We start from the raw sequence: 19,338 nt of genomic DNA on the forward strand, positions 1-19,338 counted from the left end.
GCTTCATTAATAAGGAGACCGGCGTGTGAACCGTCGTCGCCTCACCCCCGCTAAAGGGTGTCAAAGTGAGTGCCGGACAAAGAATGTCCGCCGCTAACTAGGGTGGTACCACGGGAATTCAAACCTCTCGTCCCTAGCGATAATACGCTAGGGATGGGAGGTTTTTTTGCGGTTAGCCCGGCGGGAAGGCTGGGATGGTTCCAGTGGCGCCGCACGGTCAAGGATATTCAGCAGTTCCGCGATCCGAAGCGGGGCCTGGGCCTTGCGGATTCTGCCGGCCCGGCGAAGCTTAGGTAGGTTCCTACCAACCCGGCGAATCAACGGCGGGTTTGGCTTTTCAGCCCTTCCGGCTCAGCGAATCATTGCGGGTTCTTGGACTTTGCTGTTCCGCCAGGGCCAGCGGATTGGTTTAACAGAACTTATGTAAAGATAAAGGAACGGATAGAAATTTTGGAGCTGTAGCAACGTTAGTGGCCGCCTTTAGATTCGGATTTCTACCGCGATGAGCGGTTCTAATCAGGAAATCCGAATATAACAGCGGGCGGAAGCCCAAAACTTTCTGCAGTGACCCTTATTTACAGTATTTCTTTTTATAACATTAGCCTTACCTAAGACAGCAACACTCCAAGGAGGAGCATAAGATGAGCGACAACACATTTACCCAAGCCCACACCGGCTACCGTGCCCAGACCATCGAGCCGAAATGGCAGAAATTCTGGGACGAGAACAAGACATTCAAAACAAGTGAAGAAGCAGGCAAACCGAAGTTCTACGCCCTGGATATGTTCCCGTATCCTTCCGGCGCAGGGCTGCACGTAGGCCATCCTGAAGGCTACACCGCTACTGATATTGTTTCCCGTTTCAAACGGATGCGCGGCTACAACGTGCTGCACCCGATGGGCTGGGACGCTTTCGGACTGCCGGCTGAGCAGTATGCGATGGATACCGGACAGCATCCGCGTGACATTACCTTCAAGAACATTGATAATTTCCGCCGCCAGATCAAGTCGCTGGGCTTCTCCTACGACTGGGACCGCGAGATCAGCACAACTGATCCGGGCTACTACAAATGGACACAGTGGATTTTCATCCAGCTGTACAACCGCGGTCTGGCTTATGTAGCTGAGGTTTCCGTGAACTGGTGTGAAGCGCTGGGGACCGTCCTGGCCAATGAAGAAGTGATCGACGGCAAAAGCGAGCGCGGCGGTCATCCCGTGGTCCGCAGACCGATGCGCCAGTGGATTCTGAGAATTACCGAATACGCAGACCGTCTGCTCGAGGATCTGGATGAGCTGGACTGGGAAGAGAGCATCAAGGATATGCAGCGTAACTGGATCGGCAAATCGACCGGTGCTGAGGTGACCTTTGCCATTGAAGGGCATGAGGCTACGCTTGAAGTGTTCACTACCCGTCCGGACACCCTGTTCGGAGCAAGCTATTGCGTTGTCGCACCAGAGCATAAGCTGGTTGATGTGATTACAACAGAGGAGCAGAAGACTGCCGTTGCGGATTACCGCGACAAAGCTTCCCGTAAGAGCGATCTGGAACGTACGGATCTGGCAAAAGAAAAGAGCGGTGTCTTCACTGGCGCTTATGCGATTAATCCGGTGAACGGCGCACAGGTGCCGATCTGGATTGCCGACTACGTGCTGGCCGGCTACGGAACCGGAGCGATTATGGCTGTACCGGGTCATGATACCCGTGACTGGGAGTTCGCCAAGCAGTTCGGCTTGAACATTATTGAAGTAGTGCAAGGTGGCAACGTCGAAGAAGAGGCTTATTCCGGCGACGGTCCGCATGTGAATTCCGGATTCCTCGATGGCCTGTCCAATACCGAAGCCATTGCGAAAATGATTGCCTGGCTCGAAGAGAAGGGCAGCGGCAAGGGCAAAGTAACCTACCGCCTGCGCGACTGGCTGTTCAGCCGCCAGCGTTACTGGGGTGAGCCGATTCCGATTCTGCATCTGGAAGACGGTACAATGAAGACCGTTCCTGTGGATCAGCTGCCGCTGGTACTGCCGGATGTGGATGCGATTAAGCCTTCGGGCACAGGTGAATCTCCGCTGGCGAATGTAACCGAGTGGGTTGAAACGATCGATCCGGAGACCGGCATGAAAGCCCGCCGCGAGACCAACACCATGCCGCAATGGGCCGGCAGCTGCTGGTACTACCTGCGTTATATTGATCCGCACAATGATCAGGAGCTGTGTTCACCGGAGAAGCAGAAGGAATGGCTGCCGGTTGACCTGTACATCGGCGGAGCCGAGCATGCGGTGCTCCACCTGCTGTATGCCCGCTTCTGGCACAAGGTTCTCTATGATATCGGCGTAGTCGATACGAAGGAACCGTTCCACAAGCTGGTGAACCAGGGGATGATCCTGGGGAACAACAATGAGAAGATGAGTAAATCGCGCGGCAACGTCATCAACCCGGATGAGATCGTGGAAGCGTACGGCGCAGATACACTGCGCGTCTACGAAATGTTCATGGGGCCGCTGGAAGCTACCAAGCCTTGGAACGAAAAAGGCGTGGAAGGCATCCACCGCTTCCTCTCCCGCGTATGGCGCCTGTTCGTGAACGAAGACGGCAGCATCAGCGCTAAGATCTCGGCAGATGGCGGTACCGATGAATTCAAACGGACCTGGCATAAGACGCTGAAGAAGGTAACCGAAGACTTTGAACATCTGCGGTTCAATACGGCGATCAGCCAGCTGATGATTTTCATCAACGACGCTTACAAGCAGGAGAGCCTGTCCACAGAAGCGGCAGAACAGTTCGTCCAGATGCTGTCGCCGCTGGCACCGCATATTGCCGAAGAGCTGTGGCAGCTGCTGGGTCACGAAGGAAGCATCAGCTATGTCGCATGGCCGGCTTATGATGAAGCCTGGACCGTAGATGCGGAAGTGGAAATTGTCGTGCAGGTTAACGGTAAAATCGTTCAGCGCGCACTGATCCCTATGGATATGGGTCAGGAAGACATGCAGAACCATGCACTGGCCCTGCCGAACGTGAAGGCAGCCGTCGAAGGCAAAACCGTACGTAAAATTATTGCCGTTCCCGGCAAGCTGGTAAATATAGTAGTGGGTTAAGCGAAGAACGCAACATTGCCCGCAGCAACGGATGAATCCGTGCTGCGGGTTTTATTGGTTTCCGGCAGTGCACCGGAAGCGGAGAACGGAGCGGCAGAGCGTAGCATAAGGCGGCATGGCAAGAGGGGAAGGACGATGGCAAGGCATACGGCCCTTGCAATAAGCTATGGCAATGGACGTTGGCAGCAGGCTATAGCCGCAGCTGCCTTAGCGGTCAAGAGGGCTCTGGACGATGCTGCTGCGCCCGAACAGCTCGTCGAGCTTTTCCACATCTTCATCGTATTTGTCATGCGTAGTGGTGATCAGGCGTTCGAACACCCCTTCCAGACTCGTGCGCAGGTGGTTCAGCGCTTCCGCTGTAATGCCTCCGCGGACGGCAACCCGTTCCTGCAGCCCCTGCGGGGTGAAGGAGCCTTCTGTCAGCAGCTTGCCTGTACCAAGCAGCATTTCACCGGCCAGACGGCTGACCAGGGCCTCATCAATACCGGTTGCTTCTACAGCAGCTTCGATCCACCGTTCCAGGAAATAGCTGATGAACGCCGGGCCGCAGCTGGAGAAGTCAGAGGCAATCCGCGTATGACTCTCCGGGATTTCCGCAGGAACACCAATACATGAGAATAGCCGGAGCAGGACCAGCCTGTCTTTTTTATTTAATCTGCTTCCGAAGATGCACAGAGAAGTCCCGCTTTTGACGGAATGGGTGATGCTGGGAATAATCTTGGCAATTTTGGAGGGCAGTACGGATTCAAGATGGTACAGCTGAACTGGACTGGTAATGGATACGACAATCTGCTCGCTGCGCAGGTAAGGGGCAATCTCATCGCTTAACATTTTGAACTGCAAAGGTTTGACACACAGAAACACGATATCGCTCTCGGACGCGGCTTCGATGTTGCCCGAGCATACAGTGATTCCGGGATGAAGCTTCTTCAGCTCCCTCAGCTTGCCCGGGCTGCGGTTGCTGGCCAGCACATCACACGGATCAAGGGCTCCCGAACGAAGAAAGGTGTCGATGAGCAGACCGCCCATGCTGCCTGTTCCGATAAATCCCACTTTCATCCTGTGGTTACCTCCTTTCTAATGTTGCTGGGTTCTGGGCTTACAGGAATACTCTTCGTTCAATGTATGCACGGCAGTCTTGGACAAATGACAGGTTTCAAGCTTGTTTTTGAATAAAATTCCAGTTTACTGAAGGAGGACAGCTTCATGGGCAAAAGAATGATCGGCTGCGCCATTGCCGCTGCGCTGCTGGGCGGCGGCCTAGTCTGGGCTGCAGACCACAGGGCGGAGGATGGCATCGCCGGGTGGGAGACCCTGAATGCCGGGATGGCGCAGGCGCTGGGGGTGGCGGATGGCGGCGCGGGAACGGCAGGGGAGAGTGGTGAAGATGGTGGGAGCGGCGCTGAAGGGGCAGCGGCTATTGGTGGCAGCGGTGCCGGGAGTAGTAAGGCGCTGGCAGCGCCCGGAGGTGAGGGCGGTGCTGTAAGTGAGGCCGGAGGTAAGGGCGGTGCTGTAAGTGATAAGGCCGGAGTGGTTAATGGCGCCGGGATTGCTGCTCCGGCGGAGACAACCGGGGCAGTGGCAGCCGGGGCAGTGGCAGGTGGGGATGACGGGAATGCGAACGGTAAGGCCGGAGCGGCGGTTGGTGGCGGGATCGCAGGAGCAGCTGGGAGTGGAGCCGCTAATGGAGGGACTGTTGGAGCAGAGGGAAGTGGCGGCGTAGGTGGTGGGATGGCAGGAGCATCCGGAAACGAGGGCGCTGCAAGTGGCGGGACGGCTGGAGTAGTTGGGAGCGCTGAAGCAGCAGGTGCCGCAGGAGCATTAGCTCCAGCAGTGGCTGCTGATGGCAGGGTCAACGTGAACATTGCCGATACCGCAGCCCTGATGGACCTGCCGGGCATCGGGGAGAAGAAGGCACAGGCGATTATCGAGTACCGCAGCAGCAAGGGAGCGTTTCGCAGCCTGACCGATCTGGGCAAGGTCAAGGGGATCGGGCCGAAGCTGCTGGAGCAGCTGAAGCCGCTGGTGGCATTTTGAGTCCAGGGACCCGCTGGATGATTCGAACGGGCGGCAGCATTCATACTGAAGCTTGTATACACTACAATTGGCAGGGAATTACCGGGTTGTTGTTACACAAAGTTATCTGATGGAGCCGAGTCTACCCGCCATGCCCAACCGTATGCTCCGCCAGTCAGATAAGTGTATTTGGTACAACTAAAAACTGTAAAACTACTAATTTTTTAAAGTTAGTTGCACTTCGTACAACTAAAATACGTTGTGTGGCGATTTTAGCTCAGCAGATCGTGATATAAGTGTACGAAGTGCAATTAAACTGTTTTTTATCAGAATTTCGGTCTTTTTAGTTGTACAGAATACAGTTAAGTCCAGAAAAGGAAAAGGAAAAGGAAAAGGAAAAGGAATAGTAACAGTAACAGTCAAGTTTGAGCCTGCCGTAAACTGAGCTTAACGCCAGAATCGACGTTTCTATCAGCAATTGCGGTTTACGCAGCATGATGCTGTAATGAGAACGGTTGGCAGGCTAGTGTTAGGACAAGCTGTATAGTGAAAGAATGCTGCATTATGTTACAATAATGAACAACTATCTAAGAGGAAGTGGAGATTGCTGATGACTGTGGCTTACCGCAAGAACTGGGATACATACTTCATGGATATTGCCTGCATGGTCTCCACCCGTTCCCGCTGCCCCCGCCGCCATGTCGGTGCTGTGCTGGTGCAGGGCAAGAAACTGCTGGGCACCGCCTATAACGGCGCACCGATGGGTGTTCCAGACTGCTCGGAAGCAGGCTGTATGGTCTCCGAGCAATATGAGCGGGAGATCATTGACGGCGTAGAGACCATGGTGAAGAAGCAGCGCTGTATCCGTACAATCCATGCTGAGCAGAATCTGCTGCTGTTCACAGACCGGAGTGACCGGGAAGGCAGCACCGTCTACGTCACGGATGAACCTTGCTGGACCTGTGCCAATATGCTGGCCAACAGCGGGATTGTAGAGATTGTCTATCTGCGTCCGTACCGCAAGGATATGGAGAAGGTGGAGGCCATGCTCTCCTCCAAAGGAATTGTGTTCCGCCAATTGGAGAACTATGAGCCGCCGAAGGAAACGATGATCTCGGTATCGGAATAACCGGCAGTATACCGGAGGACTTGCGTCACCACACAGAATAGGGACAGGTTAGTGTTATGGATAGCTTCAGATCTTCAGGGGAAGAACCTCTGCTTACGCATGTGTTTGCGTTTGCAGGGGTTCTTTGTCGTTGCTGCGGCAGCGGGACAGGAAAATAGTAGTTCCATTTTGACGGGAAGAAGAGAATAGACCCATGATTAAAGGAGAGATGCTGATGAACAGAAGGCCGCTCTTAAGCTTCACGATCTGCTGGATTGCCGGAAGTGCGGCAGGCTGTATGTTTTCCGGCCGCAGCTTGCTGTTCTACCTCGCAGGCCTACTGCTGCTGCCTGCAATCTGGGCGGTCAGCGGCGGCATACGCTGGAGAACGGCTGCTGTGTTCGGGCTGGCGATTGCTGCGGCAGTCCTGTATTGGGAGTGGAGTGAGGCGCGTAACGTGAGCCTGCTGCCGGAGCAATTGGGGCGATCGGCAAACGAACTGAATGAGGCTAACGTTACAGCCGCAGGCGTTATTGCTTCCCCGGTGGAGCGGGACGGGGACCGGGTTGATTTTACGGTGAAGCTGTCACGGATCGGATTGGAGCGGCAGGGAAGTCAGGAGACCGAAACATCGGCGAATGTAGAAACGGGAGCTAAAGTAGCTACAAAAGAAAAAGTAGCTGTCGTGGTAGCGGCAGGGGCGGCAGCAGATGCAGCAACACTAGGAAGCGCAGAAGCAGATTCAGAAACAGAAGCAGAAGCTGAAACAGGAGTAGGGGCAGACGCAATAACAGGAGCAGAAGAGGAAGCAAAAGGGGAGCTTGTTGCCGTTCAAATCAAGCTTCAGGAAGAAAGCGAAATCGCTGTAGCTGCCCTATGGCAGCGGGGAGACCGGGTAGTCATTGAAGGAGAGCTGGCCCAGCCGCAGATAGCGCGTAACTTCGGCGGATTCGATTACCGGGCTTATCTGCTCACGAAGAAAATCCACTGGCTGTTAAAAGGGAGCGGAACAGCCAGTGTTAAGATTGCCCCTCCGGCATCGTGGCAGCTATCCGGCATTCTGCGCTGGAATGATAGAATGCGCGCCACCCTCGGCGCAGAGATGGAGCGCTTATTCGAGGAGCCGCATGCTGGTTATATGAAGGGACTTGTCATCGGCATCCAGGAGGATCTGGACCCGGAGACCTTCAAGCAATTCTCACAGCTGGGGCTGACTCATATTCTGGCGATCTCGGGAATGCATGTTGCGGTTTATGTCGGGGTGATCTTATTTCTTCTGCGCCGCTGCCGCTTCACGAGAGAAACAGCACTCACGGTAACATTACTGCTTGTACCAGCCTACGTACTGCTGTCCGGTGCCGGACCGTCAGTGGTTCGCGCCGGGATAATGAGCATGATTGCTCTGCTTGCCGCAAGGTTCGCTATCCTTAAGGATGGAATGAACATTCTGGCCGCTGCCGCGCTGATGATGCTGGTATGGAACCCGTATCTGCTGCTCAGCGTCAGCTTTCAGCTGTCCTTTCTGGTGACAGCAGGTCTCATGGTATATACGCCGCTGGCCGCGCCATTGTTCAGATGTTTACCTAACTGGCTGGGCAGCGCCCTCTCGGTAACCATCATTGCGCAATTGGTCTCTTTCCCGCTAACGATATATTATTTTAACCAATTTTCGCTGCTGTCCTTTGCCGCCAATCTGCTGCTTGTGCCTTTCATCACGTTCCTGGTGCTGCCGCTTGGTACGCTGGCGCTGCTGCTTGGACGGTTCTGGAATACTACAGCCCTCTTAACTGTGCAGCTTGCAGAGCTGCTGAATAATGCTACGTTTGCGGCGGTAGAGTGGGTAAACGGGTTTACGGCAGGTGTGCTGATCTGGGCTTCACCTTCATTACTGTGGATTTGCCTATACTATTATCTACTTTACGGTGTGTTGTATGCGTTGAAGAGACGGACGGAGATTACGCTTGCTCCACAGTATATGGAGGATGAGACCCGGCCGCTGGCCGAGCTGGAGCTGCCGGGAAACAGCCGTGGTAAGGCCGGCAATACCAGCAGTAACAAGGCGGTCCCAGCGGCAGCTGCGAACAGCAGAAGAGCCGCGCTGGCCCTCCAGGCATTTCCGCATTCAGACGTTACGCGCTGGAGCAGTCTCGCCGCTATGCTGTGCGCTGCCAGTCTGGCGCTTCTGTTGTACAGAGGCTACAATGCGGAGGACCTGAACGGGACGGGAGCGATCAGCTACCTGGATGTGGGGCAGGGAGACAGCATCCTGATTACCACGCCGGGCGGAGCCCATATTCTGGTGGACGGCGGCGGAACGGTGAGTTTCGGGAAGAAGGAAGCATGGCGAATCCGCCGCAGCCCGTTCGAGGTCGGAGCCAAGACGCTGCTGCCGCTGCTGAAGCAGCGGGGCATCCACCGGCTGGATGCGGTGATCCTGACGCATGGTGATCAGGATCACGCCGGAGGGCTGCAGGCTGTGCTGGAGGGTATGCCAGTGTCTGCTCTGCTGTTCAACGGGACGCTGGCAGATACGGAGCCGTACACCAAGCTGATGACTACAGCGCTTGCCGCAGGAGTCCGGCTGTATCCGGTACAGCAGGGTATGGTCCTGACTCCGGATGAGGCGGCGCAGCTGCATTTTCTCTGGCCGGAGCCGCCTGCGGACGGGCAGACTCTGCTAAACGAGGTAGAGGATCAGAACCACGAATCGGTCGTGTTTCGGCTGGAGATGAACGGCCGCAGCTTTCTTTTCACAGGCGATATGGACCAGGCAGCGGAGGAAGCGATATTGCAATCCGCACAGCAGGCCGGAATACAGGCAGGTAAGCCCATCGACATCCTCAAGGTCGCCCACCACGGCAGCAAAACCGCCACCAGCGCAGACTGGCTGACCTTCTGGCATCCGGCCGCGGCGGTAATCTCTGCGGGTGTGAACAACTTGTACGGGCATCCGAATGGAGATGTACTAGCGCGGCTGGAGGACGCAAATACAGAGGTATACCGGACCGACCAGCATGGCGAGGTTCAGCTCAGGGTGGGTAAGAAAGCGATAATAATGAGACATAAGCTTAATATGAAGGATACGGAATAAACTATTTACGATGAACAAAAAAATACATCAAACCCTTTTGCATTCCTTGGGTACGTCACCTTTATGCACCCACATGTCGACCATTTGATTAAAGAAGTCTGGCCTCGCCAGAGAGACCCCATGTCCAATGCCAGGGATGATCACGCCATTACAATTGGAGCTGGCAGCAACAAGATCCTTAGCGGATTGCTTCATCACAGCTTTTTCTTTCTCACCTACTGTAAACAGTATCTTGCCTGTGGCCTCACTGAAACCGGCTGGAATAGTGAACGTCATATTCTCTTCCAGCACTGCGATCAGGGCGTCAGGCTGCATCCGGCAGCTTTCTGCATAATATCGTTCAAAGTATTCATTGCCCAGATATAGTGTCTTAGCTTGAAGCCTGGAGAACCATCTCTGTTTAATTAAAGGGAAGGTTAGTCTGACTGCCGGTCCAATCCACCTTTTAGCGTACGACATGGGTCTGACCAGAGCACTGTTTATTATGGCAAAATCAATGAGCGCAGGTCTCAGGCTTACCATCTGGACAGCAACCTGTGCACCTAAAGAGAATCCGACCAGGACGACTTTCTTTCCGCCTGCCTTTTCTCCGATTATTTGGATTAATTGTTCTGCACTGCTTTGAATTGAAAATATAACGTCATCATTACTTAACCCGTGTCCAGGCAAGTCTGGAACCATGCAATGATAATGGGCGAAATATTCCACTTGTCTATCCCACATCCAGCCGCTCACTCCGCCACCGTGCAAGAATACCATCAGATAAGATGCGCTTTGATCTCCATACTCCTGATAATGCATAACCAAGCAAGCTCACTCCTCATTGGAAAAAATTCACTCCTACTGGTACGTTCCTGCATGGAGTTAGTCTCAAAAAAAGCACCCGTCAGCTTGTCTCTCAGCTGGCGGATGCCTTATTAATTAAAACCATATAAGCTGAATAAAAGAATATAACCATAAGCGGGAAGGACCGGAAGGGAATTTTGGAACTGAAGGAGCGTTAGAGTTCGCCTTTGTATACGGATTTCAACCGCGAACAGCGGGTTCAATCAAGAAATCTGTATACGGGCAGCGGCCGGAAGTCCAAATATTCTCTGTAGTGACGGCTGAGCTTTAAGTTAGGTTCTTAGATTCAGCTTCTATTTCAGAAGCTGAAATCCTCATCCCGCAAAGGCTCCACGTTCATCGCACGGACGTAGCCGTTGCCTTTTTTGGAGAAAAAGTCATGCTGCTTGGTGTGGGTGCTGATCCCGTTCTGGACGATCGGGTTGATCTCTTCCTCTTCGAACAGCGGGTCCAGCCCCAGGTTCATCATCGCCTTGTTGGCGTTGTAGCGCAGGAAGGACTTCACTTCATCTACAAGCCCGATCTGGGCGTAGATTTGCTCGGTATACTGCTCCTCGTTGGCATGCAGCAGACGCAGCAGTCCGACCAGCGTCTGGTAGACATCGCGCTGATCGTCTTCGGACAGCTCCTCGAAGATCTCCTGGGCGAGCACGCCGACGTAGACGCCGTGGATGCTCTCATCCCGCAGGATCAGGTCGATGATCTCGCCGCTGCAGGTCATTTTGCCCTGGCCGGCCAGATAGAGCGGGTAGAAGAAGCCGCTGTAGAACAAGTAGCTTTCCAGCAGAACAGAGGCAGCCATTGCCAGATAGAGGTCTTTGGGCGACTCAATCTTCTTGTAATATTCCGAGATGGTCTCTGCCTTGAATTGCAGGAACGTATTGTCCTCCACCCAGCGGAAGATGCCGTCGATCTCCTCGGTAGAAGCCAGGGTTGTGAAAATACTGCTGTAAGACTTCGCATGGATCTGCTCCATCATCCCCATGAAGCCGAGGACCGCCTTGCGCTGCAAGCCGTCCACATGCTCCATAATCTGCGGCATGCCGACGCCGCCCTGGATGGTATCGAGCAGGGTCAGTCCGCCCAGCACCTTCATATAAGAGTCCTTTTCGATCTCGCTCAGCGTGAGCCAGGACATTTTGTCATCGGATAATGGAATTTCGTCATCGGTCCAGAACTGCATAATATTCTGATTCCAGAACATCAGCGAGTAGTCGTCATCGGGACGGTTCCAGTTCACGGCTTTGATTGCGCTCATAATGATCTATTCTCCCTTTCTGTACCTGTGCCCGCTCTTAGATGGAGCAGGACAGGCATTCCTCGACAGACAGTTTATTGGTCCGGGTGTAGTACAGGGATTTCAGCCCTTTGTGTGCCGCATACAGGTAAGAGCGGGCCAGCTCACGGGTCGTTACATCACTGTTCACATGCAGGACCGTCGAGATACCCTGGTCGATATGAGGCTGAATTTCCGCAATCAGGTCAATCACCTTGAACTGGTCCATCTGGTATGCAGATTTATAGAAGAACACATTGTCCGGACGCAGGTAAGGCATCGGATAGTAGGTGGTCGAGTTGGCATAGGTGCGGGTCTCGATCTGTTCTACAATCGGCATTACGCTGGACGTGGCATTCTGGATGTAAGAGATGCTCGCAGTCGGCGCAATCGCCAGACGGTAGGCATGGTACAAGCCGTTCTTCATCACATCATCACGCAGCTGCTTCCAGTCCTCGGTTGTAGGAATGTAGATGCCCTCGAACAGCTCCTGCGCTCTTGCAGTAACCGGACGGTAGTCTGTAGTCAGGTAACGGTCGAAATACACGCCGGACGCATAATCGGATTCTGCGAAGCTATGGAAGGTCTCGCCAGTCTCCGCTGCGATCTGCATACTCTTTTCGATCGAATGGAAGTTCATCGTCATGAAGAAGGTCCGGGCGAAATCGCGGGCCTGCTCACTCTCATAAGCAATCTTGTTCTTGGCAAAGTAACCGTGCAGATTCATCACACCCAGGCCGACGGAGTGCATCTCTTTGTTCGCTTTAGCCACACCCGGAGCATTGGAGACCGTAGTCATATCGCTGACTGCAGTCAGTGCGAGCATGCCTTCATGAACGGATTCACGAATCTTGCCATGCTCCATCACATTCACAATGTTGAGGGAAGCCAGGTTGCAGCTGATATCACGGCGGATCGCGTCCTGCTCTCCATAGTTGTTAATCTCGGAAGTCTCCTGCAATTGGAAAATCTCGGTGCACAGGTTCGACATCTTGATCTGACCCACATTACGCAAGGCGTGGGCGTTATTGGCATTGCTCTTGTTCATAATATATGGATAGCCCGATTCGAGCTGGATCATGGCGATTTTGGTCAGCATGTCGCGTGCGCTCATGGCAACCTTCTTCTTCACGCGCGAATCAGCAAGCAGGGTATCGTACATCACGTCCAGATCCATATCATCCAGATGCGTTCCATACGCCTGATACACAGTATAAGGAGCGAATACATGCAGCGGCTGATTATCCTGTGCGAGCTTGTAGAAGCGGTTAGGCACGATCAGGCCGATAGACAACGTCTTCAGGCGTGTCCGTTCGTCTGCGTTGATTTTTTTGCTGTCCAGGAATTCGAGTACATCCCAGCCGAAAATATTATAATAAGCCGCGCCCGAACCCTTGCGCTGACCCATCTGGTCCGCGTAGGAGAAGCCGTCTTCCATAAGCTTCAGGACAGGCATGATGCCCTTGGCAGCATCCTCGACACCCTTAATCGTCTCGCCGCGCGAGCGCAGCTTGGACAGATTGACCGCAACACCGCCGCCGATCTTGGACAGCTGCATGCAGGTGTTCAGTACATAGTTGATCGAATTGAGCGAGTCGTCCATTTCCAGCAGGAAGCAGGAGACCATCTCACCGCGGCGGCTCTTGCCGGCATTGAGGAAGGTCGGGGTAGCCGGCTGCAGGCGCTGCTCCATCATTGAGCGGGCCAGCGTGCGGGCTGTCTCCACGTTGCCGCGTCCCAGATGCAGGGCCACCACAGCTACGCGGTCCGGGTAATGCTCAAGATATTGCTTACGGTCATTGCTTTTGACGGCATAGTCTGTGTAGAACTTGGAAGCCGCCATATAGGAAGGGAACTGGAAGTTATATTCGTGGGCAATCCGGTAGACGTCCTCCATCTCAGCTGCGGAATAACGGTCATACAGGTCCTCGTAGTAATCATTGGCAATCATATAATCGATCTTCGCTTTGGTAGTTGTGAAGGTCAGGCTGCGCCGCTCCACATCCCGCATGAACTCGGCTACTGCCTCCTGGTCCTTATCCAATTGGAAAAAGCCGCTTTCGTCTCTCTTCATCAACATGTTGTTCAGTTCAATATGCCGCAACCCGGTCCACCTCCTGTTTTATGCGCTGTACATCACCAAATGTTCCCGACAACTCAAACTTGCCGACCACCGGTACGTTGTAACGCTGTGCAATTAAATCTGCGCTGTGCGCGTATAGCTCACCCCAGTTTTTGTTGCCGCTCGCGGCGATGCCTTTGAGCCTGGAATGGTTCTTCTCTAAGAAAGAAGCTACCTTCTCTGGAATCTGTCCAAATCCGGTGGTGTATGTAACAAGCACGTAAGGCTCGTCGATCGTCATATGCTCTTCGATTTGAACAGCGGGAAGCTTCAGCTTATTAATGAACCTTCTAACGTTGCCGGTCTTGGAATCGTAAGCAATCAGCATGGTTCCTAACCTCCTATAACATGTATCTATTTCTACTTGACAAATGATGACGGCAATTTCACTAGATTTATTGGCTTTTCTATTATATACACTATATTTAGTAACGTTTAATCATTTTACTACCATATATTGAAAAGTCAATAGACCAACTGGTCCTTCTAACCCCCTGATTTGCCCGTGAAAAAGGGAGAAAACCACGCCCCGCCTGCATTCTATTCTCTTATAATTTATTAGTATTTTTTTTAAGCTTTTTTGTGGGCCGGTGTCGGGTGAGAATTGAGTCCTGTAGAATGGGAAGTTGCCCTTTGCAGCCGCTGACGCTCAGCCAACTGGTACCCGGACAAATGTGCAGACCAAACCCCCAAGCGATAAGCCGCTTGGGGGTTGTTGTTTTTTTGCAGGACAGAGCCTGGCGAGGATAAGTTGCAGCATGTTAGGTGCTGGACCAGGTGAGCGTACGTAGGGGAGCGCACCGTCAACAGAATGAAACGGACTCAAAAGCTCATATTTCCCTGAAAAACCCTTTTCCGGTACATAAGCGGACCGAAAATCAGCTATCTTGCTCATTTGAGCCTGAAACAGGCTGTCGCAGGCCAATTAACGGAATCTGAGTCCGCTTAGCCGGCAAATCTGCCCCATTTCGGCAAATAGCGGATTTTCAGTCCGCCTGACTGGCTGAGGTTCCCCGATGGGCTATGGGGCTAAGATAAGCCCCGCCAAGCACTATATTATTCCCCGTGTGAGCAGCGCCGTCACGAACTCATAATATGACTCCGGCTCTCCTCCAGCAGCTCGGCATAATATCCTCCCCGCTGCCGCAGCTCACGGGGATGTCCGGATTCGGCGATCCGGCCTTCCTTCATCGCAATGATAAGATCCGCACCGGCAATCGTAGACAGCCGGTGGGCGATGATCAGCGTCGTTCTGCCGCTGGCGACGTTGTCGATCGCCTTCTGGATCAGCTTCTCTGTATGTGTGTCGATGTTAGCGGTGGCTTCATCGAGCACGAAGATCGCCGGATCATGGGCGATGGCCCGGGCGAAGGAGATCAGCTGCCGCTGGCCGGCAGACAGGGTGCCGCCCCGCTCAGTGACCGGGCCCTCCATCCCACCGGGAGAGCTCAGCACGAACACTTCCGCGCAGGAAGCCTGCAGCGCTTCCAGCACGTTCTCCTCGGCAATATCATCGCCAAGGGTGATGTTGTCGCGGATTGTGCCGGAGAACAGGAAGACATCCTGAAGCACGACGGAAATATTCCGCCGCAGATCATCCAGCCGGATATCGTTCACATTGACACCGTCAATCAGAATCTCGCCTTTCTGCACGCGGTAGAAGCCGTTGATCAGACTGATAATTGTAGTTTTGCCTGCACCGGTCTCACCGATGAAGGCGGCGGTCTGCCCTTTAGCAATCACGAAGCTTACATCCTTCAGCACCCAGTCGGCGTCGTTATAGGCGAACCAGACATGGCGGAACTCAATGGTTCCGTGCAGGCGGTCCATCGATAAGCCGCGATCCGGCTGCTCCAGGCGGTCCTCCTCACGGATCAGCTCATAGATACGCTCTGTGGATACGAGGGCAGACTGTATGGAGGTGTACTTGTCGGCCAGGTCGGAGATGGGGCCAAAGAACTGCTTGATGTACGTCGTGAACGCAAACAGCACGCCGATCTGCAGGTTGCCGCCGGAGATCCGGCTGATGCTGTACCAGACCAGGATGGCTACGGCCAGACTCTGGAACATATCCGAGGCGGGCTTCAGCACACTGTTGAGCCGGACCTGAATCAGGGTGGTTTTGAAATATTCCCCGTTCAGCTTCAGGAATTGATCCTCTTTTTCCTTTTCTGCGCGGAAGCTTTGAATAACCCGCATCCCGGAGATACTCTCAGCAATGAACCCGTTGATCTGTCCAATAAAGTGCTTCATATGGAAAAAGTTCTTTTTGATCCGGTTCTTAATGAAGAGAACCAGGAAGGCCATCACCGGAATCACGGTAAAAGAAACCAGTGTTAAGGACGGACTGAGCAGCAGCATGGCGTAGATGATTCCCAGCAGCAGCAGGACATCCTTGACCAGCGAGATGACCACATCGGTGTATAGCTCGCTGATCTCAGCGGTATCGTTGGTGGCCCGGGTAATCAGCCGCCCGGAGGAGGTCCGGTCCAGATAAGGCAGGGGGAGCCGTTCAATGATGGAGAACACTCTGACCCGCAGCTCATGGATCAGGCTCTGTCCCGCTTTGCCGGCAATCAGCGCCTGAAGATACGAGAAGATCCCGCCAGCCGCGGCTACGGTCACATACAGCAGGGCTAAGCCCCCAATCGAATTCAGTCCGCTCTGAGTAGCGCCTCCGATCAGGAAGTGGTCGATCACGCGCTGCAGAATCAGCGGCTGGATCAGAAAAGCGCCATTTACAATCACCACGCACAGACAGGCAAGCAGAAGCTGGAACTTGTAAGGGGCCGATAACCGCAGCAGGAGCCTTACTGCACCAGCTTCGGATTTGTCCCGTCTAGCAGACCTCTCCTTCTTCAAGCTGTTCGGTATAGATGTCATAATACATACCTCCTTTCTTCAGCAGCTGCTCGTGGGTGCCCCGTTCGGCAATGCGCCCTTTATCCAGTACGATGATCTCGTCGGCTTCCATGATGCCCGATACCCGGTGCGAGATCAGGATATTGCTCTTCCCCTTGCGGGTCTGCCGCAGGCTGTTCAGAATCTGTCCTTCCGTTACCGCATCCACCGCTGACAGCGCATCATCCAGAATCAGGATCGCCGGTTTCCGGATCAGTGCCCGCGCGATTGCGAGCCGCTGCTTCTGCCCGCCGGACAGGTTCACACCGCGTTCACCCAGCAGAGTGTCATAGCCGTCCGGGAACGCCTCGATACTTCCGGCAATTTGGCTGAGCGCTGCGGCATGCTGCACATCCTCGTCCGTATAGCCGTCTTTGAACAGGACAATATTGTCCTTCACGGAGGCGGCGAATACGAAGGTATCCTGCGGCACAACACCGAGCCCCTCCCGCAGCGTGTCCAGGGCATAATCGTTGATATCCCGCCCATCGAGCAGAATGTGCCCAGGCTCCACGCCAAAGAAGCGGAAGAGGAGGGAGGCCAGGGTGCTTTTGCCGGAGCCGGTCCTGCCGATGATTCCCAGCGTGTGTCCTTTTGGCAGAACGAGCGAGATCTCACGTAGTGCCGGAACATCGGAACCTTCGTAATAGAAAGTCAGCTGGCGCAGCTCCATAGCTCCTTCCGGCTGAATAGGGACAGCGTTGGGGAGATCCGTGATTTCAGGCTGAACCCGCAGAATATCATTTAATCTTCCGAGTGAAGCCAACCCGCGCTGGAATATCGTCACGATCCGTCCGATCGACACAATGGGACTTACAATCAGACTGAGGTAGCCGTTAAAAGCGACAAAGTCACCAATACTGATCTCCCCCCGCAGCACCATCCGGCCGCCAAACATCAGATTCATGACGAAACAGACGGCGAAGCCGAATTCAATCATCGCAGGAAGGGCGGCGGAGACTTTGATCAGATCCAGGTTGGCTTGCTTCATCCGGCTGCTCAGCTCACTAAATTTCTCCATTTCCGAGCGTTCCTGCACATAAGCCTTAATGACGCGGATGCCCGAAATGTTCTCCTGAACCCTGTCCGAGACGGCGCCGAACTGATTCTGTACGATTCTGAACCGGGTCTGAACCTTGCGGCCGCTGAAGAGCATCAAGAGGATGATGAAGGGGAGCGGGGACAATGTGAGTAGAGTGAGGCTGGGGCTGACTGACGCGAACATGAAATAGACCGAGGAGATACAGATAACAATTCCGTTAAAAGACATCGCCGTAGCCGGACCGAAGGTCATGCGCACCGCTGAAATGTCGTTGATGGCATAAGCGATCAGGTCGCCGGTCTTGCGGCTGCTGAAGAATCCGGGAGAGAGCTTCAGGAAGTGCCGGTACAGCTCCTCGCGGATGTAGCATTCCAGGTTCCGCCCGTTCGCGATAATAATGTTTCTCCAGAGGAAGGTACAGAGGAAGACGATAGCGGCAATCAGCACCATCCAGAAGACCTGGGTCAGCACCTGCCCCGGCTCAAAGCCGTTATTCTTCATCAGATCGACCGCACTGCCAAGCACCTTGGGGAACAGCGTTTGAATGAAGGAGGCGGCGAACATGAAGGCGAAGCCTATAATGTAGCTTAGCTTGCGGGACTTGAAGAACCGCAGTAATACAGATGAATTCATCGGTTTCCCACCTTTACAATACCCTTGTTATAGATAGTGCGCATGTTAAATAAAGAGCCCGGGGTTTACAAAATCACAGCTCACGCACGGAGTCCCGCTCCACCAGTGTGCTGAGAATGGCGATGTTCTCGGCAGGCTTGCCGGGCTCAGCGATCCGTTTCAGCAGTGTGGCAACAACCGTGCGGCATGAATATTCGATATTCAGATCCATCGTGGTCAAAGCGGGCAGCGAGAAGGCCGAGACCTCGGTATTGCCGCTGCTGAGCACCGACACCTCTCCCGGCACCTTGATACCATGCTCCTGCAGCTCGCGAAGCAGTTCAACCGCAGTGAAATCATGATCACAGATGAATGCGCTGGGCAGCAGGCCGTCCGCAATAAGGCCGGACAGTCTCAGGGGAAGAGTCTCATCCCGCCCCAGAAAAAGCTTCTCATCCACAGGCACCCCGTGCTCTTCCAATGCAGAGGTGATGCCGGTTTTCTTTTCCTTGTTGCGGTAAGCACTGGGATCTCCAATGAACCCAATCCGGCGGTGCCCCCGGTCCAGCAGATATTTGCACTGCTTATAGCCCGCGCCCAGGAAACTGAACCATACACTGTCGTAATCATAGGCCGGCGAATAACCGGTATAGAAAATCAGATTCGGAATCTGCTCATGGATAAACGAGGCGTATTCCAGATTAAACCGGCCGATCAGGATAACCCCGTCGAACTTGAACCCCCGGCTCAGGCGGTAAGGCAGGATCAGCTTATTCTGATTCTCCTTATCCAGAAACTCGATGCTGTAATCGGTCTCCGCCTTCTGCAAAGCGAGCTCAATCCCTTGTACCATGTAGCTGAAATTGCTGTTATCATGCGAATAGGGCTTCTGGTGCAGCACCAGAATTCGGGCAGGCGTATGCTTTTTGGGCTTAATATAGCCCATTTCTGCTGCTTTCCGCACAATGGCCGCCTTCAGCTCGTCGCTGATTCCGGGTTGATTGCTGAGTGCCCGGCTGATTGATACAGGTGAGAGGCCCATGGCCTGGGCGATATGTGTGATCGTTACTTTTTTAGTCTTCAAAAGAACCCCCCGCTTTATCGTGCTGCCGCAGTATATCGCTTCCGGCACTGTTATTATAATCATCCATTCCATAGGAATCTACGATAAAAAACGTAAAAAATAACGTAAAAAATAAATTTTTTTAACGTAAATTTAAGGACAATCGTGTGCA

Annotated in this window: 13 protein-coding genes; 5 read left to right on the top strand and 8 right to left on the bottom strand. The window is 53.7% G+C overall.

What is annotated here, in order from left to right; translation table 11 throughout:
• Positions 1-102: 102 nt before the first annotated feature.
• Entirely contained in the window at positions 103-297 is a 195-nt protein-coding gene (locus tag MHI42_RS28420; protein WP_342421347.1) for a hypothetical protein, read from the top strand.
• Between the two features lie 344 nt (positions 298-641).
• The gene (leuS, locus tag MHI42_RS28425) at positions 642-3,089 is read left to right on the top strand and encodes a leucine--tRNA ligase (RefSeq protein ID WP_342421348.1); all 2,448 of its coding nucleotides are present in this window, start codon (positions 642-644) and stop codon (positions 3,087-3,089) included.
• A 207-nt stretch (positions 3,090-3,296) separates the two neighbouring features.
• On the opposite strand, the gene comER is transcribed toward leuS, so the two are convergent.
• On the bottom strand, positions 3,297-4,148 hold the full coding sequence (gene comER, locus MHI42_RS28430) for a late competence protein ComER (RefSeq protein ID WP_042139487.1): 852 nt from the start codon (positions 4,146-4,148) through the stop codon (positions 3,297-3,299).
• A 147-nt stretch (positions 4,149-4,295) separates the two neighbouring features.
• Between comER and MHI42_RS28435 the strand changes: the two genes are divergently transcribed.
• From MHI42_RS28435 to MHI42_RS28445, 3 genes are all read left to right on the top strand, one after another.
• Positions 4,296-5,126, top strand: coding sequence for a helix-hairpin-helix domain-containing protein (locus MHI42_RS28435; protein ID WP_342421349.1), 831 nt, complete (start codon positions 4,296-4,298; stop codon positions 5,124-5,126).
• A gap of 589 nt (positions 5,127-5,715) precedes the next feature.
• Positions 5,716-6,234: a dCMP deaminase family protein gene (locus MHI42_RS28440; protein ID WP_039300969.1), complete on the top strand. Its 519-nt coding sequence runs from the start codon at positions 5,716-5,718 to the stop codon at positions 6,232-6,234.
• Between the two features lie 193 nt (positions 6,235-6,427).
• Positions 6,428-9,304, top strand: coding sequence for a ComEC/Rec2 family competence protein (locus MHI42_RS28445; protein ID WP_342421350.1), 2,877 nt, complete (start codon positions 6,428-6,430; stop codon positions 9,302-9,304).
• A gap of 27 nt (positions 9,305-9,331) precedes the next feature.
• On the opposite strand, the gene MHI42_RS28450 is transcribed toward MHI42_RS28445, so the two are convergent.
• The 7 genes from MHI42_RS28450 to MHI42_RS28480 all read right to left on the bottom strand — a co-directional run bounded on the left by MHI42_RS28450 (position 9,332) and on the right by MHI42_RS28480 (position 19,187).
• Positions 9,332-10,111 carry an alpha/beta hydrolase gene (locus tag MHI42_RS28450; protein ID WP_342421351.1) on the bottom strand — a complete coding sequence of 260 codons (780 nt, stop codon included), beginning with the start codon at positions 10,109-10,111 and terminating at the stop codon, positions 9,332-9,334.
• A gap of 337 nt (positions 10,112-10,448) precedes the next feature.
• Positions 10,449-11,408 carry a class 1b ribonucleoside-diphosphate reductase subunit beta gene (gene nrdF, locus MHI42_RS28455; RefSeq protein WP_171720951.1) on the bottom strand — a complete coding sequence of 320 codons (960 nt, stop codon included), beginning with the start codon at positions 11,406-11,408 and terminating at the stop codon, positions 10,449-10,451.
• A 37-nt stretch (positions 11,409-11,445) separates the two neighbouring features.
• Entirely contained in the window at positions 11,446-13,530 is a 2,085-nt protein-coding gene (gene nrdE / locus MHI42_RS28460) for a class 1b ribonucleoside-diphosphate reductase subunit alpha (RefSeq protein WP_342421352.1), read from the bottom strand.
• Positions 13,517-13,876 (bottom strand): class Ib ribonucleoside-diphosphate reductase assembly flavoprotein NrdI, encoded by a 360-nt coding sequence (nrdI, locus tag MHI42_RS28465; RefSeq protein ID WP_042139483.1) that lies wholly within the window; start codon positions 13,874-13,876, stop codon positions 13,517-13,519. Before nrdI ends, nrdE begins: the two co-directional genes overlap by 14 nt.
• 752 nt (positions 13,877-14,628) lie before the next feature.
• Positions 14,629-16,431, bottom strand: a complete 1,803-nt coding sequence (locus MHI42_RS28470; RefSeq protein ID WP_342421353.1) for an ABC transporter ATP-binding protein — start codon at positions 16,429-16,431, stop codon at positions 14,629-14,631.
• Positions 16,388-18,124, bottom strand: coding sequence for an ABC transporter ATP-binding protein (locus MHI42_RS28475; RefSeq protein ID WP_342421354.1), 1,737 nt, complete (start codon positions 18,122-18,124; stop codon positions 16,388-16,390). Before MHI42_RS28475 ends, MHI42_RS28470 begins: the two co-directional genes overlap by 44 nt.
• Before the next feature lie 73 nt (positions 18,125-18,197).
• Positions 18,198-19,187, bottom strand: a complete 990-nt coding sequence (locus tag MHI42_RS28480) for a LacI family DNA-binding transcriptional regulator (protein WP_171720955.1) — start codon at positions 19,185-19,187, stop codon at positions 18,198-18,200.
• Positions 19,188-19,338 lie beyond the last annotated feature (151 nt).

This window comes from Paenibacillus sp. FSL E2-0178, from assembly GCF_038593005.1.
Lineage (GTDB): Bacteria > Bacillota > Bacilli > Paenibacillales > Paenibacillaceae > Paenibacillus_AQ > Paenibacillus_AQ phytohabitans.

What these genes read in the sequence shown, in the direction of transcription:
- leuS (WP_342421348.1), top strand. Translation starts at nt 642, where the DNA reads ATGAGCGACAACACATTTACCCAAGCCCACACCGGCTACCGTGCCCAG.
- MHI42_RS28475 (WP_342421354.1), bottom strand. Translation starts at nt 18,124, where the DNA reads ATGAATTCATCTGTATTACTGCGGTTCTTCAAGTCCCGCAAGCTAAGC.
- MHI42_RS28470 (WP_342421353.1), bottom strand. Translation starts at nt 16,431, where the DNA reads ATGACATCTATACCGAACAGCTTGAAGAAGGAGAGGTCTGCTAGACGG.
- MHI42_RS28440 (WP_039300969.1), top strand. Translation starts at nt 5,716, where the DNA reads ATGACTGTGGCTTACCGCAAGAACTGGGATACATACTTCATGGATATT.
- comER (WP_042139487.1), bottom strand. Translation starts at nt 4,148, where the DNA reads ATGAAAGTGGGATTTATCGGAACAGGCAGCATGGGCGGTCTGCTCATC.
- nrdI (WP_042139483.1), bottom strand. Translation starts at nt 13,876, where the DNA reads ATGCTGATTGCTTACGATTCCAAGACCGGCAACGTTAGAAGGTTCATT.
- MHI42_RS28445 (WP_342421350.1), top strand. Translation starts at nt 6,428, where the DNA reads ATGATTAAAGGAGAGATGCTGATGAACAGAAGGCCGCTCTTAAGCTTC.
- MHI42_RS28435 (WP_342421349.1), top strand. Translation starts at nt 4,296, where the DNA reads ATGGGCAAAAGAATGATCGGCTGCGCCATTGCCGCTGCGCTGCTGGGC.
- nrdF (WP_171720951.1), bottom strand. Translation starts at nt 11,408, where the DNA reads ATGAGCGCAATCAAAGCCGTGAACTGGAACCGTCCCGATGACGACTAC.